12 protein-coding genes are annotated in these 16,051 nt (G+C 60.2%); 10 read left to right on the top strand and 2 right to left on the bottom strand.

Annotated features, from left to right (window positions below; all coding sequences use genetic code 11):
* Positions 1-2: 2 nt before the first annotated feature.
* The gene (locus ACYZTR_RS17790; protein WP_461972942.1) at positions 3-1,349 is read right to left on the bottom strand and encodes a hypothetical protein; all 1,347 of its coding nucleotides are present in this window, start codon (positions 1,347-1,349) and stop codon (positions 3-5) included.
* Positions 1,350-1,630: 281 nt separating this feature from the next.
* Between ACYZTR_RS17790 and ACYZTR_RS17785 the strand changes: the two genes are divergently transcribed.
* From ACYZTR_RS17785 to ACYZTR_RS17765, 5 genes are all read left to right on the top strand, one after another.
* Positions 1,631-3,079: a sensor histidine kinase gene (locus tag ACYZTR_RS17785; RefSeq protein ID WP_461972940.1), complete on the top strand. Its 1,449-nt coding sequence runs from the start codon at positions 1,631-1,633 to the stop codon at positions 3,077-3,079.
* Between the two features lie 183 nt (positions 3,080-3,262).
* Positions 3,263-6,067 carry a multicopper oxidase domain-containing protein gene (locus tag ACYZTR_RS17780; protein ID WP_461972938.1) on the top strand — a complete coding sequence of 935 codons (2,805 nt, stop codon included), beginning with the start codon at positions 3,263-3,265 and terminating at the stop codon, positions 6,065-6,067.
* Positions 6,068-6,084: 17 nt separating this feature from the next.
* Positions 6,085-7,095, top strand: a complete 1,011-nt coding sequence (locus ACYZTR_RS17775; RefSeq protein WP_461972936.1) for an SCO family protein — start codon at positions 6,085-6,087, stop codon at positions 7,093-7,095.
* Between the two features lie 103 nt (positions 7,096-7,198).
* Positions 7,199-8,692, top strand: coding sequence for a sensor histidine kinase (locus tag ACYZTR_RS17770; RefSeq protein WP_461972934.1), 1,494 nt, complete (start codon positions 7,199-7,201; stop codon positions 8,690-8,692).
* A complete protein-coding gene (locus ACYZTR_RS17765) occupies positions 8,661-10,091 on the top strand; it encodes a sigma-54-dependent transcriptional regulator (RefSeq protein WP_449645920.1) in 1,431 nt (476 codons plus the stop codon). The genes ACYZTR_RS17770 and ACYZTR_RS17765 overlap by 32 nt, the downstream gene beginning before the upstream one ends.
* A gap of 2 nt (positions 10,092-10,093) precedes the next feature.
* Here ACYZTR_RS17765 and ACYZTR_RS17760 read toward each other — a convergent pair whose 3' ends face one another.
* Positions 10,094-10,480 carry a hypothetical protein gene (locus ACYZTR_RS17760; protein WP_461972932.1) on the bottom strand — a complete coding sequence of 129 codons (387 nt, stop codon included), beginning with the start codon at positions 10,478-10,480 and terminating at the stop codon, positions 10,094-10,096.
* 179 nt (positions 10,481-10,659) lie between these two features.
* Here ACYZTR_RS17760 and ACYZTR_RS17755 point away from each other — a divergent pair, with 179 nt between their 5' ends.
* From ACYZTR_RS17755 to ACYZTR_RS17735, 5 genes are all read left to right on the top strand, one after another.
* A complete protein-coding gene (locus tag ACYZTR_RS17755) occupies positions 10,660-11,466 on the top strand; it encodes a class I SAM-dependent methyltransferase (RefSeq protein ID WP_461972930.1) in 807 nt (268 codons plus the stop codon).
* A gap of 79 nt (positions 11,467-11,545) precedes the next feature.
* Entirely contained in the window at positions 11,546-12,214 is a 669-nt protein-coding gene (locus tag ACYZTR_RS17750; RefSeq protein ID WP_461972928.1) for an ABC transporter ATP-binding protein, read from the top strand.
* 1 nt (position 12,215) lies between these two features.
* Entirely contained in the window at positions 12,216-14,687 is a 2,472-nt protein-coding gene (locus ACYZTR_RS17745; RefSeq protein ID WP_461972926.1) for an FtsX-like permease family protein, read from the top strand.
* Positions 14,677-15,741, top strand: a complete 1,065-nt coding sequence (locus tag ACYZTR_RS17740; RefSeq protein WP_461972924.1) for a lipocalin-like domain-containing protein — start codon at positions 14,677-14,679, stop codon at positions 15,739-15,741. Before ACYZTR_RS17745 ends, ACYZTR_RS17740 begins: the two co-directional genes overlap by 11 nt.
* Positions 15,742-15,803: 62 nt before the next feature.
* Positions 15,804-16,046 carry a hypothetical protein gene (locus ACYZTR_RS17735; RefSeq protein ID WP_461972922.1) on the top strand — a complete coding sequence of 81 codons (243 nt, stop codon included), beginning with the start codon at positions 15,804-15,806 and terminating at the stop codon, positions 16,044-16,046.
* Positions 16,047-16,051 lie beyond the last annotated feature (5 nt).

The raw sequence follows: 16,051 nt of genomic DNA, 5'->3' as shown, positions 1-16,051 counted from the left end.
GTTCATTGCACGATGACCACTTCTTCGGTGTCGCTGCCGCCATTGGATGACGTCACTCGAACCTTGGCCGGTGGAATCGGCGAGATGCCGGTGGCCAGGGTTTTCACTGCGCCATCGCCACTGAGGGCGCCGATGGCGACACCTGTGCCAGAGGTGGCAGTGAGCACCGGTGGCGAAGTTTCGTCGCTGGTCGAGGCCACGACCGTTATTTGCCCGGTGCTGAGGCTGTACTCGGCACGTGAAATCACCACCAGGTCAGTCAGGGGCATGGGTATGGTGGTCGGCGTGCTGCCAGCGATGGCCAGGTGGTTGTCGGCGGTCACTTGCAAAGTGCTGGGCAAGCTCGGGTTGGTCGAAGACTGCGCGTACCAGTTGCCGGTGGTGTCGGCCTCGGAAAAGTTCAACACGGGGTTGTTGCTGTCCAGGGTCACTTTGGCCGGTGGCGGCGGGGCCACGACGAACACGTCTTGCTGGGCCACCGGAGCGCTGGCGCCGGGTTTACGCGAGTAGGTGCTGCGCTGGGTGATCATGGGTGTCGGCCGGGCCACGGTCGACAACTTGCCGGAGATGGCCATCACCGTCGTGCGCAAATCCAGCCCGTTGGGTCCTTCAATGCGGATGTAGTTGGTATTGAAAGGGCTGCCGGTGAAGGCTTCCACCAGGTTCGGGTCGCCGACGAATTGCTCGGCTGAACCGGTGACCGGATTGGTCTCGGTGTAGGGGCCATTGACGCTGCGCAGGAACGGTCCAACGTCACCTTTGAGCGCGCCGTCGTAGGTCTCCGGCACGCCGATGCCAATGTCCCGGGTCATGTTGATCGCCCGACGCCCGGGGGTGTCGACGTTGAAGACATCGACGCCATAGGGGTGGGTAATGACATAGGTGCCCGCGGTCGGTACATCGATACGTATGCGTATGCGGGCGAAGCTGATCTGGTCACCTTCCACTGGGTCGCCACCGCTGAAGGCGGCTTCAACGGCGCTGACATAGGTCAGGTCGATACCTCGGGCTGCGTCGACGATGGTGCCGTCGCCGGTAAACCAGAACGCCTCATCGGGGAAGTTGGTCGGGAAGACGAGCGGTTGCGTGTCGTCGAAGATCCCGGGAGCCGGCAGCAAATTGCACATGTACGTCGGTGCGCCCGGTGCGCCGGGCACTCGCGAGCTGACGGCCTTGGACAGGCAAAGGTCGAGGGTTCGACCGTGAGTGTCCTGATACCAGGCGGCGAACGAGCCGTTGGCGGGTACATAGGGGCCGGGGTCGACGGCATAAAGCGCCGCCTGGGCGACGCCTTGGGCGAGTGCGCTAACGACCAGGGCGGCCGCGGTTTTGGACAGTAAAGGGTGCATGAGTTAAGCCCTCTATCAAGATGCCTGCCCCTTGGAGGCGGGGGTCAGTTGAGAGGTCTTCGGCAACTTCCATACCAACCGGCGAAAACGGTCGGCAGAGGCCCGAGCCATGGGCGTGTCACGCACAAACAGCGTCAGACCGCGAGTTTTGGGAACGGGCCATTGTCCCCAGCATTGGGGGTAGAGGGGGATAAGGAGAAAGTGGGGGGACAAGACCCAACGTCGGGCAAACGGCCATGAGTGGGCTATAACCCTATAGGGGAATCGTCGGGAACACGTCCATGGACATGCCTACTCAAACACTCCATTACGAGGAGAGTGATGTTCGCTTGAGCGCGCGCAAGCCGCCGTTCAATTTACTGCGCTGGTTTTCGCTCATCAGCCTGGCTGTGATTGGCACAGTGGCGGTGGCGTTGGGGTCGGTGTCCACGCGGTTTGTGATTACCGAAAGCGTGCAGCGCGATGCGTTGTTGACGTCCCAGTTCATTCAGGCGATTGCCTCGGCCGAGGTGCGTCATGTGTCGATTCCTAACGTGCGGACCATGGGTGAACTGCTCGATCCGCGCAAAGACAAGGATTTTCCCGAAGTTGACCCGCTGGCCCGAGCCGATGCGCGGGGCGAATTTCTTGACCATATCCAGCACTTGCCGGACGTGATCCTGGCGAACATCTACGCCCCCGACCGCATTGTGATCTGGTCGACCAACCCGGCGTTAATGGGCACCACGATCCATGCCGACGAAGACCTGGATGAAGCCTTTTCCTCCAAGACTCCTGTGTCCGCCAGTTATCACAATGTGGACGAAAGCCGCATGGAACAGAAGTTCGTGACGCCCCCGGAATACATCTTTATCGAGAACTACATTCCGCTGTTCGATGCCGACGGCGACAAAGTCACGGCGATGGTCGAGATCTACAAGGAACCCAAGGACCTGATCAGCCGCATGGAGCGCGGTCTGGTACTGATCTGGCTGGCCACTGCGCTGGGCGGCGGGCTGATTTATCTGGGGCTGTACTGGATCGTGCGCCGGGCGGCGATTTTGCTGGCGACGCAACAAAAGCAACTGATCACCAACGAAACTTTTGTCGCCTTGGGCGAGATGTCGTCGGCGGTGGCCCACAGTTTGCGTAATCCTTTGGCGACCATCCGCTCCAGTGCCGAACTGGCGCTTGAGTTCGACAGCGGCCCGGCCCACAAGAACATCAACGACATCATCGGCCAGGTGGATCGCATGTCGAAGTGGGTGAGGGAGCTGCTGCAATCCTTGCGCCCGCTCAACGACGAGGCTGAGCCTGTGAATCTGGTGGCGGCGCTGCATGACAGTCTGATGGCTTTCGAGCACCAAATCGAAAAAGCCTCGGTCCACGTGGTGTTCGACCCGCCGCTGACGCCGATGGTCTTGAGCCAGCAGGTGCAGTTGACGCAGATCCTCAACAGTTTGCTGGCCAATGCACTGGAAGCCATGGACAAGGGCGGCACGTTGACCATCACGCTGGAGCCGACCGATTCCCATGGCATCAGCGTGGTGGTAAACGACACCGGCAAAGGCATGAACGAAGAACAGCGCAGCATGGCCTTCCGACCGTTTTTCACCACCAAGCAAGGCGGGCTCGGTGTCGGGCTGGTTTTGGTCAAGCGGATCATGGAGCGGTTCGGCGGTACGGTGACCCTGGAAAGCCGTGAAGGCGAGGGCACGAGTGTCCGTCTGTCGTTCAAAATGGTCCCCTGATAATGGGTGTGAACGTTCCCCGTTAGCGGGTGTCATTCCCCAGTCGTTTCCCCGATTATGGCAAATTGATGTTGATAAGCCATTGTTTTGTTGGTCTTAATGCTTTCGTAAAAAACCGTTACAAATCTGGCGAGGTCCTTGCACAAGCCCCATTACCCCTTCACGACTTTGAGGCGGCTGGTAATGGACAGAAAAGCGCGGTATCCCTTCAAATGGTTCGACCTGACGCGTGTAAGCGTCCTTCTGTCTATGACGCTGGGCACAGCGACTCTACAGGCCAGCCCGATCGACGATGAGCGACAGCCCGAACCGTCCGACCCCTCGGCGTATTACGAAGAACCGGCTGACAAAGCAGGTGCCTTGAACGCTATTTTGACCATGCCCCCGGCTAACCTGGATTCCTTCGATTTGCCGGGTGGCGTCAAAGGCACCCGAAAAACCCCGCTCCAGGAAAACATCCTGCCGCCAGCGCTGCAGACCAGTTTCAATTACCCTAGTAACGGGAAACCCAGCCCACTGTACGGTGCGCTGCCGTTCACTCAGCAAATGGCGCTGTTCGAAGAATTCGGTCTGGAAAAACTCGACCCCACGACACCGGCGGCACTGTTGCCGTTTCCACCCGCCGCCATCGGCCCGCTGCCGCAACAAGATCCCACCAGCGCCGCTCGTAGCGCCCCACCGAGTGCGGCGCTCGACGCGTTCTTGCGTCAACCAGGCTTGACTCCGTTCCCCAGCCATTACTCCAACGTGGTCGACCGCAACCCTTGGCAGAAGCAGATTGAATTTTTCCTCAACCGCCGTATCGGCTCGTCGGCGGAAGGCCGTCCGCCAGGAAAAGGCTGGTCGCACCAGCGCTGGAACGAGTTTTACCCGCAGGTGGCCTATAAGACCGTGCAGACCGGCGCACGGGTGAATACCGGCTTGCGTGACAGTCGTCAGATGCACCGCTATGCCTTGGGCGAGTTTGGCCCCAGTGGCCTCTATTACAATGTGGCGGGCGTGCCGGCGACCGCAGGCACCTCCAAAGGCGTTGAACCGCGTTTTCACCCGAAAATGCCGGTGCAGAAACACAACTCGGTATGGACCTTCGACGGCACCTTGCCGCCCAAATTGCTCATGGTTCGGTACGGACAACCGATGTTGATGCGCCATTACAATGGCTTGCCGATCGACCCGTCGGCAAACATGGGATTTGGCCTGCACACCATCACCACCCACGAACACAACGGTCACGTACCGGCGGAAAGCGACGGCTATGCCAACGCGTTTTTCTTCCCTGGGCAATTTTATGACTATCGCTGGCCGATCCAGTTGGCCGGCTATGACAGCATCAACACTAAGGCTGAGGACCCGCGTGCAGCATTTCCGTGCTCACCGGGCGAAACCCTGTGGACCAACGACCTTACCCCCGGCCGCAAGACCTGCGACAACGGCATGATCAAGGTCCGCGGCGACTGGCGCGAAACCATGAGCACCCACTGGTTCCACGACCACATGCTCGATTTCACCGCGCAGAACGTCTACAAGGGCAACGCGGCGATGATGAACTACTACAGCGCCCTCGACCGCGGCAATGAATCGGTGAATGACGGCGTCAACCTGCGCCTCCCCAGCGGCAGCGCCTTGCCCTGGGGTAACCGCGACTACGACGTCAACCTGATGTTTGCCGACAAGGCGTGGGATAAGAACGGTCAACTGTGGTTCAACCCCTTCAACACTGCAGGCTTCCTCGGTGACCAAGTGCTGGTCAACTGGAAATGGAAACCGACCCTGGACGTGCGCGCCCGCAGCTATCGCTTGCGCATACTCAATGGTTCCGTGTCGCGCTACTTCAAAATGGCGCTGGTGCGCGAGATCAAGGGCACCAGCGGCGAGTTTCAAGGGCCTGCCGGGTCGGGCGTGTCGTATGCCCGGGTGCCGTTCCACATGATTGCCAACGACGGCAATATCATGGAGCACAGCGTGCCGTTCGACGGCAGCATGGACCTGGATGCCGACGGTGATAAACAGAACCACAACGCGATTTTGCCAACCCTGGGCATCGCCGAGCGTCACGACATCCTCGTTAACTTCTCGAAAAACGGGATCAAGCCGGGCGACAAGCTGTTCTTCGTCAACCTGCTGGTGCACGAAGACGGCAAGGGTCCGGAAGAACCCGTCTCCCTGGGTGACGTGCTGTCCGAAAAGTACAAGGCGATCCTCAAGCAAACCAGCAAGGGACCCATGTGGGACGGGGGCGACCCGGCAGTGGGCAAGGTCTTGCAATTGAACGTCAAGGCCTACACCGGTCAGGACTTGGCCATGGACCCGGCCGCTTATGAACCGGCCAAACCGGGCAAGGCTGAAGGCCTGATGATGATCCCGCTGAAGATTCACCACGACAATGCTGCCGACAAGGCGCTGCTCGCCAAAGCCCGCCACCGCACCTTTACCTTCGGCCGTTCCGATGGCACCGATGAAGCGCCCTGGACGGTCAAGACCGACGGCGGTTTCGGGTTTCGCATGGACCCGCGCCGCCTGAACGTCTCGACCAAACTGGCCAGCGGTCCGACCGACGCCGGCGTCACGGGTTTCGGCACGCTGGAGGTGTGGCACATCAAGGGCAATGACACGGGCTGGGGCCACCCGGTGCACGTGCACTTTGAGGAAGGGATCATCCTCAGCCGTGGCGGCAAGCCACCACCGGAATGGGAAAAATGGGCACGTAAGGACGTGTATCGCGTCGGTTCGGAAAAGGATGGTACGGACAATGTCGAGATTGCGATCCAGTTTCGCGAATTCGCCGGCACCTACATGGAGCACTGCCACAACACGCAACATGAGGACAACTCCATGTTGCTGCGGTGGGACATTGAGAAACCGGGGCAACTGCAGTTGATGCCGACGCCGTTGCCGAGCTGGGATGGTGTGCGCTACGTGAACTCCGCTGCGCTGCCAACCTTCCGCACCGGCGACGGCTACGGGACTAAAGCAGAGGTCACACCATGAACCGCAGGGGAGCCGACATGACATCACGTACGCCGCGCTCCCGCGCCCTGGGCATGTACCTGATGTTGCTGCTGGTCACCTGTGGGCTGGCCGCTTGGGCGCTGCTCGCTCATGAAAGTACACCGTCGCCGACGGAATCGGCGACACCCTGGGGCGGCGATTACTTCCCCAACACTTTGCTGACCGATCAGGACGGTCGGCAGGTGCGTTTTTTCGATGACCTGATCAAGAACAAAGTGGTGGTGATCAATTTCATCTTCACCACGTGCAGCGACTCCTGTCCGCTGGAAACCGCGCGCCTGCGCCAGGTGCAACAGTTGCTGGGGGACCGGGTCGGCCAAGACATCTTTTTCTACTCGATCAGCATCGACCCGTTGAGCGATACACCGCAAGTGCTCAAAGCCTACGCGCAGCGCTTCAAGGTCGGGCCGGGCTGGCAGTTTCTCACCGGGGAATTCGAGGCCGTCACCGACCTGCGCAAAAAACTCGGGCTGTTCATCGAAGGCGTCGACAACGGCCGCAGCAAGGACCACAACCTGAGCCTGATCGTCGGCAACCAGACCACGGGCCGGTGGATGAAAGCTTCACCTTTCGAAAATCCGTGGATTCTGGCCGATCAGTTGGCCAACACGCTGCAGAACTGGAAACAGCCCAGCATTGAAGAAAGTTATGCCGATGCGCCCGAGATCCGTCCGCCGAGCAACGGCGAAGAGTTGTTTCGCACCCGTTGCGCATCGTGCCACAGCCTGGGCCCGATGGACGGGCAGGGCATCGGCATGCGCAGCATCGGCCCGGACCTGATCGGCGTCACTCGCCAGCGTGATCCGGCATGGCTGAGTCGCTGGATTCGCGAGCCGGACCGCATGCTGGCGGAAAAAGACCCGATCGCGATGGAACTGTTTGAACGTTTCGACAAAATCCCCATGCCCAACCTGCGTCTGGATGAAAACGCTGCGCAGTCAATTATGGGATTTTTGCAAGAAGAAACCGATCGTCAGCAACCGCTACAGGCAGCGCAAACGCAATAGCGGCGAAATACTATCATCGGCGCCGTCAGTCTCGATCAATGCCACCTACACTGATCCGAACCACGGCTGAAAAGGCTTGGTGCAGGGCATCCGGGAAGGTCCTATGCAGATACCAGGACAACAAAAAATACCTGCGTCGGTGACGTCGGCAGCAGTAGCCAAGGGCTGGCGAGGACAGTTCAATTTGCTGCGCTGGTTTTCCCTGGGCAGCTTTTTCATCATCGCCGCCGTGGCGCTGGGGTTGGGCTACATTTCCACGCGCTTCGTGGTCGAGGAGAGCATCGAGCGCGATTCGATGCTGACCGCGCAGTTCGTCCAGGCCATCGGTGATGCCGAAATCCGCCATGCCGCGATTGCCCCGAACAGAACCATGGGTGAAATGCTCGACCCACGCCAGGACAACGCCTATCCCGACGTGAGCCCAGCCTCTCGCGCAGCTTCGCGCGTCGAGTTTCTCGATCATGTGGAGCATCTGCCGGACATTCTGTTGGCCACGGTGTACGCCCTGGATCGCACCGTGGTCTGGTCGACCAATCCGGAGCTGATTGGCGTGCGTATCGAAGGTGACCAAGAACTGGACGACTCTTTCGAAATGAAGGAACCGGTGTCCACCAGCTACCACGAAATCGATGAGGAGCGTCCCGAGCAAAGGCTGCTTCGTGAGCCTGCATACCTGTTCATCGAGAACTACATCCCGATGTTCAATGCCGACAAGAGCAAAGTGATCGCCATGGTGGAGATCTACAAGGAGCCCGCGGACCTGGTGGAACGTATCCAGCGCGGTTTCAGGTCGATCTGGCTGGCAACCTTGCTTGGCGGTCTGGCCATCTACCTCGGGTTGTTCTGGATTGTGCGACGTGCGGCAATGCTGCTGCAGAGCCAGCAAAAACAACTGATCAACAATGAAACCTTTGTCGCGCTGGGGGAAATGTCCTCGGCAGTGGCTCACAGCTTGCGTAATCCGTTGGCCAACATTCGTTCCAGCGCCGAACTGGCTCAGGAAATCGCCAGCCAGAATGCGCAGAAGAACATCGGCGACATCATCAGTCAGGTCGATCGCATGTCGCGCTGGGTTCGGGAGTTGCTGGTGTCATTGCGACCCATGAACGACGACTACGAAACGGTAGACCTGGTGCTGGTCATCGAAGACACGCTGAGTGCGTTCGACGCGCTGATCAAACGCTCCAACGTCGACATGCGTTTCACGCCTCGCAGTTGTCCGCCGGTCGTCAGCCAACAGGTGCTGCTCACGCAAATTCTTAATAGCTTGTTTTCCAATGCCCTGGAAGCCATGCCCACGGGCGGCGTGCTGAGTATCGATATTGAAACGCCGCAGCCCGGGATGGTGCGCATGACCCTGAGCGATACCGGCAAGGGCATGAACCCACAGCAACAACAAATGGCCTTCAAGCCGTTTTTCACCACCAAACAAGGAGGGTTGGGCGTGGGCCTGGCCCTGGTCAAAAGAATAATGGAGCGTTTCGAAGGCTCGGTCGAACTGACCAGCCAAGAGCAGGAAGGAACCCGCGTCTGTCTCAATTTTAAAGTGGCAACGGGAGGGGAATATGGAGCACAGCATTCTGCTGGTCGAGGATGACGAACTCCTCGCCGAGAATATTCAGACTTACCTGGAGCGCAAGGACTTCGAGGTGACGGTTTGCCACTCGGCTGAGGATGCACTGAAGCAATTGGGCACTTTCGTCCCTGACGTGGTGCTGACCGATAACTCGCTGCCGGGCATGAGCGGCCACGACCTGATCCAGAAGCTGCGCATCAGCGCGCCGGATCTGAAAGTGATCATGATGACCGGATACGGCAATGTCGAAGACGCCGTGGTGGCGATGAAAGAGGGCGCTTTCCATTACGTCACCAAACCGGTGGCCTTGCCGGAGCTCAAGCTGCTGCTGGACAAGGCGCTGGCCACCGACCGAATGGAACGCACGCTGTCGTTCTATCAGGAGCGCGAAGCGCAGAAGTCAGGGGTGCAGGCATTGATTGGCGAATCGGCACCGATGCAGTACCTCAAAAGCACCATTGGCCAGCTACTCGACGCCGAACGGCGCATGGCCAATACCGATCTGCCGCCGGTGTTGGTAGAAGGCGAGACCGGCACCGGCAAGGAGCTGGTGGCCCGGGCGCTGCACTTCGATGGCCCGCGTGCCAAAGGCCCGTTCATCGAATTCAACTGCGCCTCTATTCCTTCCAATCTGGTGGAGTCGGAACTGTTCGGCCATGAGAAAGGCGCCTTCACCGACGCCAAGGACCGCCGCGTCGGGCTGGTGGAAGCGGCCGATGGCGGAACGCTGTTTCTCGATGAAGTCGGCGAGATGGACCTGTTGCTGCAAGCCAAATTGCTGAAACTGCTGGAGGACCGGACCATCCGCCGGGTTGGCTCGGTGAAGGAGCGCAAGGTCGATTTGCGGGTGATCAGCGCCACCAACTGCAACCTCGAACAAATGGTCCAGCAGGGCAAGTTCCGTCGCGACCTGTTCTTCCGTTTGCGGATCATCTCGATCAAGGTGCCGCGCCTGTATGCCCGTGGGGAAGACATCCTGTTGCTGGCCCGGCACTTCCTGGCGATCCACGGCAAACGTTATGGCAAACCGAACCTGCATTTCAGCGACCAGGCCGAAGCGTTGATGCTCAGTTACAGCTGGCCGGGCAATGTGCGCGAGTTGCGCAACATGCTTGAGCAAACCGTGCTGCTGGCCCAGAGCGACACCATCGCCGCGCATCAGTTGAATGTGTGCCTGAGCCTGGTGGATGAGCCGCTGATGTTTCAACAAGAACCGCAACACAGCGAGCCGCGTCCGGGCTACAACGGCACCGAGTCCATGAACCTGCCGGAAGTGGAGCGCGACATGGTGCGCAAGATGCTCGACAAGACCGACTGGAACGTCACCAAGTCCGCACGACTGCTGGGCCTGAGCCGCGACATGCTGCGTTACCGGATCGAAAAACTCGGCCTCGCGCGCCCGGACAGACGCCAGTGGTAGGCCTATTGCATCACTGTTCCCTGACGGCTGAGGCACGCGAGCAGGCACGTGGGGTCGAGGACTTCTTCGTTCACGTAGACACCGCGTACCTGATCGTAAGAGCGGATGAACACGCGCACAGTGGCATCCGCTACCGTCGGCAATCTTGAGTCGTAGAACTCATGCTGGCTCGAAATGGGGATGAAATCCTGGGGGGCGGTCGGGATGTAGGATCCGGGGGGCACCGCGCTCAGGGACGGAGGCACGGGGTGAGCAAAGGGTTGGTCGGCCCCGTAATAGTTGAACTCACTGCTGTAATCGCTAGTGGGGGGCAGGCTGTCGTCCGCGTGAGCCCCGGTTGTGGCGGTCAGGCAGAGGGCGAACAGTAGCGTCAAATCGGTTTTTTTCATGGTGACACCTGCGAAATCGGTTTTTCCCGCATTTCCCCAAGGTCATTAACTATAGCTGCCGTACGAGCGCGCGTTCGCGATGCCCGGATTACAAGATGTGAACAAAGACTCGATTGGGTTTTTCGAAACCCTGACCTAGACTCGTGCCGGTCAATCAAGACCCCAGTCTGGAGCGCGCAATGGAAATGCCGACAAAAGAAAAAGCCATCGCCAGCAACCGCGATGCCTGGAATGACTCCGCCCCACACCATAAAGACACCCCCGAATGGCAGGCCCGTTTGACAGCTGTTGGTGATGGGGATTTTTGCTGCCTGGACGACACCCTCCGAGGTTTGCTGGAACACGTGGGTGTCGACGGCAAGGACGTCGTCCAATTGGGCTGCAACAACGGGCGTGAAAGTATCTCGTTGTTTGCGTTGGGGGCCCACCGCGTCGTGGGCGTCGACCAGTCCGAGGCCTTCCTCGATCAGGCGCGCGAGCTGGCGTCACGCTCGCCCCATGCGCCTGAGTTCATCGAGGCGGATATTCATCATCTGCCGCTTGAGCTACACAGCCGTTTCGACGTGGCGCTGATCACCATTGGCGTGTTGAACTGGATGCCGGACATCGCCGAATTCTTGCGCCATGTCGTACAAACCCTCAAGCCCGGTGGCAGCCTGGTGGTGTACGAAACCCACCCTTTCCTGGAAATGTTCGACCCCGAGTCAGCCGATCCGTATCGGCCGGACAGCTCGTATTTTCGCAGTGAACCCTTCGTGCAGGATCAGCCGATCGTCTACGAAGGCAAAGTCGACCAGCAGGCGCCTTTGTCCTACTGGTTTGTCCACACCCTGGGCGCCATCTTCACGGGGGCGATCGACGCCGGATTGCAGATCAGCCACTTCAAGGAGTACCCGCATTCCAACCGCGAGGAACTCTATGATCGGTATGAACGGCAAACGGCGCAGTTGCCGTTGTGTTTTACGTGGGTGGCGGTGAAGATCTAAAACCGCATCGCCTGCGTCGATAACGCGGTGCCGCTGCCGTCCGCTATCCTTGCTCCACGCACATCGAACGGTTTTCCCCATGCTTACGGTCCAAGGCGTCTTCAAAAGCTACGCCACTCCTCAGGGCCCATTACCGGTTCTGCAAGGTGTCGACCTCACCTTGAAACCCGGCAGCAGCCTGGCGTTGATGGGTGAGTCGGGCAGTGGCAAAAGCACTTTGCTGCACCTGATTGCCGGGCTGGACAAGGTCGATCGCGGCAGCATCCGCAGCGGCGAACATCGGCTGGAGCAGATGAGCGAAGGGCAACTGGCGAACTGGCGACGGACCGAAATCGGTCTGGTGTTTCAGCAGTTCAACCTGATCGGCAGTTTGCGCGTGGAGGACAATCTGGCATTCCAGGCGCGACTGGCGGGGCGGCATGATCCGCGTTGGCAGGCGCATCTGGTGCAACGTCTGGGATTGGGGGATTTGCTGCGGCGTTATCCGGAACAGCTGTCCGGCGGCCAGCAGCAACGGGTCGCTTTGGGCCGGGCCCTGGCGTCACAGCCAAAACTGCTGCTGGCCGACGAACCCACTGGCAGCCTCGATGAAGCCACCAGCGATGAGGTCTTGAAGCTATTACTGGAGTTGCTCGACGACAGTCCCACCACTTTATTAATGGTCACTCACAGCCCACGGGTTGCCGCGCGGCTGGCAGAAAAAGTAGTGCTCCACGGTGGCCGTCTGGCTGGCGCGGACGAGCGCTGAGGTGCGGGTCTTTCGCGAAACGCTGCGGGCGCTGCTCAGTCATTGGCGGCAGCATCCGGTGCAGTTTTTCAGTGTGCTGACCGGGCTCTGGCTCGCCACCAGCCTGCTAACCGGCGTGCAGGCGCTGAACAGTCAGGCGCGTGAAAGTTATGCCCGGGCCAGTCAGTTGATCGGCGGCGAACCCCAGGCCAGCCTCAGTGCGCCCAGCGGCGCGACCTTTTCCCAGCAAGTGTTTGTCGACCTGCGCCGTGCGGGTTGGCCGGTGTCGCCGGTCCTGCAAGGTCGAGTGACGCTCAAGGGCCATGACGATCAGCGCTTGCAGCTGATGGGGATCGAGCCGGTGTCGCTGCCCGCGGGTTCCGCAGTGGCCGGGCAGGCGTTGGCGATTGAGCAGATTGTCGAGTTTTTCAGCCCGCCGGGCAGTACCTGGATTGCGCCGCAGACGTTGCAGGCACTGGGTCTGCACGAGGGCGAACGCCCGGTGAGTTCGAGTGGCCAGAGCTTGCCGCCGCTGTATGCCCAGTCCGATATGGCTCCGGGTGTGTTGCTGGTGGACATCGGCTTCGCCCAGCAGATTCTCGGCCTGCCGGATCAGCTGTCGCGCCTGTTGCTGCCGAAGGGTTTCACCGCGACCCTGCCTGATCAATTCAAGGGACAACTGCAGTTCAAGACCAGCGACGAAGAGAACAATTTGTCGCGCCTGACCGAGAGTTTTCACTTGAACCTCGATGCTCTGGGTTTTCTGTCATTCGTGGTCGGCCTGTTCATCGTCCACGCCGCGATCGGCCTGGCGCTGGAACAACGCCGTGGCTTGCTCAGAACCCTGCGTGCCTGTGGCGTCAGTGCGCGATTGCTCATTACCTGTCTGGCCGTTGAACTGGGTGGCTTGGCGTTGATCGGCGGACTGGCCGGGGTCGCCAGCGGCTACCTGCTGGCCAGCGTGCTGTTGCCGGACGTCGCCGCCAGTCTGCGCGGGTTGTACGGTGCCGAAGTGGCGGGGCAGTTGAACCTCAGTCCGTGGTGGTGGCTCAGCGGCGTCGGCCTGAGCCTGTTCGGTGCGTTGTTGGCCGGTGCCAACAGTTTGTTGCGGGCTGCGCGTCTGCCTTTGCTGGCACTGGCCGATCCACAAGCCTGGCATCAGGCTCACGCGCGCTGGTTGCGGCGCCAGGGTTGGGTCGCCGTGATTGCCGCGGTGGTCGCGCTGCTGGCATTGATCTTTGGCGACAGCCTGAGCAGTGGCTTCGTGCTGATGGCGGCACTGTTGATCGGCGCCGCACTGGCGTTGCCGGTGGTGCTCAACATTGTGTTGAACCTGGTGCTGCAACGCAGTCGCTCGGTGCTCGGCCAATGGTTTCTTGCCGACTGCCGTGAGCAACTGCCGGCCCTGAGCCTGGCGCTGATGGCGCTGTTGTTGGCACTGGCGGCGAACATTGGTGCGGGCAGCATGACGGCCGGTTTTCGCCAGACCTTCAGCGATTGGCTCGAACAACGCTTGACCGCCGAACTGTACGTAAATCCGCGAAATCCGGCCCAGGCCAGAGAGCTGCAAACCTGGCTCAAGCAGCAACCTGAGCTCACGGCAGTGCTGCCCAACTGGCAAGTGTCGATCCAGTTGCAAGGCTGGCCGGCGGAGGTCTTCGGCGTGATTGATCACCCGACGTATCGCCAGCATTGGCCACTGTTGGAAGGCTTGGGCGACAACCCTTGGGACCGACTGGCCAAGGACGATGCTGTGATGATCAGCGAACAATTGGCCCGTCGGCTCAAGGTGCGCCTGGGCGATCAATTGACGATTCCCACACCGAACGGCGTCTGGTCGCCACGGATCGTCGGCATCTACGCCGATTACGGCAATCCCAAGGGCCACATCCTGGTCAACGTCAACCATCTGCTGCGCGGCTGGCCGCAGCTGACCCCGAGCCGTTTCAACCTGCGCATCGACCCGCCGTTGATCCCTGCGTTCCTGACCACGCTGCAAACACGCTTTTCTTTGGAGGACAGCCGCATCGTCGACCAGGCCCGGCTCAAGGGTTGGTCCACGCAAGTGTTCGAACGCACCTTTTCCGCGACCGCCGCGCTCAACAGCCTGACCCTCTGCGTGGCGGGCGTGGCGCTGTTCATCAGCCTGTTGACCCAAAGTCAGAGCCGCCTCGGACAACTCGCCCCCCTGTGGGCGCTCGGCGTGACTCGCCGGCAATTGATGCTGCTCAATCTCGGGCAGACCTGGTTGCTGGCGGTGCTGACCCTGGTGCTGGCGTTACCGTTGGGGATCGCACTGGCGTGGTGCCTGGACACGGTGATCAATGTCCAGGCCTTCGGCTGGCGCTTGCCGCTGCGGGTGTTTCCGATGCAGTTGTTGCAGTTGATGGGGTTGGCGCTGCTGGCGACGTTACTGGCGTCGGCGTGGCCGCTGTACTCGCTGCATCGCTCGCAACCGGCGGATCTGTTGAGGTCCTTTGCTCATGAAAATTAAGCTCGGCGTGTTGCTATTGGCTTTGTTGGGCGGGTGCGATAACTCGGCGCCTGTAGAGAAAGGCTTCGCGGGTCTGGGTCATCAAGCCACCGCGTTTACGCCGGTGGTGCCCGGTCGCGTGTTCAGCTTTCCGGCGGATCACGGTCCTCATGACGGTTTTCGCATTGAATGGTGGTACGTCACCGCCAACCTCAAGGACGATCAGGGTCGCGAGTTTGGCGCGCAGTGGACGTTGTTTCGCAGCGCCTTGAAAGCTACGCCCGAGCAGTCTGGCTGGAGCAATCAAATTATCTGGCTTGGCCACGCGGCCGTGACCTCGGCGACGGTGCATCACGCCGCTGAGCGCTATGCCCGTGGTGGCGTGGGTCAGGCTGGGGTAAGTCTCGCGCCGTTCAACGCGTGGATCGATGATTGGCGTTTCAGCAGTCAGGGTTCCGATCCTCTGGCGGATCTTCAACTCAGCGCCCGGGACAAGGATTTTGGCTATCAACTGCGGCTGACCTCCACACGTCCTTTGGTGCTTCAGGGAGACAAAGGCTTCAGTCAGAAATCCGAACAAGGGCAGGCGTCGTACTACTACAGCCAGCCGTTTTTTCAGGCCAGTGGCACGCTGGAAATCGACGGCAAAACGTATCAAGTCAGCGGTCCGGCCTGGCTCGACCGTGAGTGGAGCAGCCAACCCCTGACCGCCAACCAGACTGGCTGGGATTGGTTTTCCCTGCACCTGGACAGCGGCGAACAGGTGATGCTCTACCGCATGCGGCACAAGGACGGCGCGCCTTATCTCACCGGCACCTGGGTCGACGTTCAGGGCCAGACGCAGTTGCTGAACGCCGCCGACATCAGCCTCACACCGCAAGACACCGCCAAAGTCGCCGGACGTTCGATGCCGGTGCGCTGGTCGATCAAAATCCCCGACAAACACCTCGACGTCACAATCAATGCCCTCAACCCGAATGCGTGGATGGCATTGCGCATTCCCTATTGGGAAGGGCCGGTGCAATTGAGCGGCAGCCACGGTGGGCAGGGGTATCTGGAAATGACCGGGTATTGAGTCGGAACTCTCGGTTGGGCGACAGCCTCCTAAGTTAAGACACCGGTACTCAGGAGCCCGCCATGAGCGACGACCTCAAACCACCTGACCTTGCCTCATGGCAGCGCCTGTTCGAAGACAAGGCATACTGGCAGCAGTCCCCCGACGCCCATTACACCGAACTGCTGCGGGTGGCCGATGACTTGCTGGGGCAAGGCGCCATCGACCTGGAACAGTGGCAAGCCTTGAAGGCCAAGGCCGATCAATCCCATAAAGACTCGCCTGCCGTGAACGTTGCTCATGAGGTTGACGATCCCGACGCTTGAAGGAG

Source organism: Pseudomonas sp. Hz4, assembly GCF_054898165.1.
Note: the sequence above shows the minus strand (reverse complement) of the source record. Positions and strands in the feature narration are given on the sequence as shown.

Excerpts from the sequence above, each read along its gene's own strand:
- ACYZTR_RS17765 (WP_449645920.1), top strand. The coding sequence starts at position 8,661 with ATGGAGCACAGCATTCTGCTGGTCGAGGATGACGAACTCCTCGCCGAG.
- ACYZTR_RS17750 (WP_461972928.1), top strand. The coding sequence starts at position 11,546 with ATGCTTACGGTCCAAGGCGTCTTCAAAAGCTACGCCACTCCTCAGGGC.
- ACYZTR_RS17760 (WP_461972932.1), bottom strand. The coding sequence starts at position 10,480 with ATGAAAAAAACCGATTTGACGCTACTGTTCGCCCTCTGCCTGACCGCC.
- ACYZTR_RS17785 (WP_461972940.1), top strand. The coding sequence starts at position 1,631 with ATGGACATGCCTACTCAAACACTCCATTACGAGGAGAGTGATGTTCGC.
- ACYZTR_RS17780 (WP_461972938.1), top strand. The coding sequence starts at position 3,263 with ATGGACAGAAAAGCGCGGTATCCCTTCAAATGGTTCGACCTGACGCGT.
- ACYZTR_RS17775 (WP_461972936.1), top strand. The coding sequence starts at position 6,085 with ATGACATCACGTACGCCGCGCTCCCGCGCCCTGGGCATGTACCTGATG.
- ACYZTR_RS17735 (WP_461972922.1), top strand. The coding sequence starts at position 15,804 with ATGAGCGACGACCTCAAACCACCTGACCTTGCCTCATGGCAGCGCCTG.
- ACYZTR_RS17755 (WP_461972930.1), top strand. The coding sequence starts at position 10,660 with ATGGAAATGCCGACAAAAGAAAAAGCCATCGCCAGCAACCGCGATGCC.
- ACYZTR_RS17790 (WP_461972942.1), bottom strand. The coding sequence starts at position 1,349 with ATGCACCCTTTACTGTCCAAAACCGCGGCCGCCCTGGTCGTTAGCGCA.
- ACYZTR_RS17770 (WP_461972934.1), top strand. The coding sequence starts at position 7,199 with ATGCAGATACCAGGACAACAAAAAATACCTGCGTCGGTGACGTCGGCA.
- ACYZTR_RS17740 (WP_461972924.1), top strand. The coding sequence starts at position 14,677 with ATGAAAATTAAGCTCGGCGTGTTGCTATTGGCTTTGTTGGGCGGGTGC.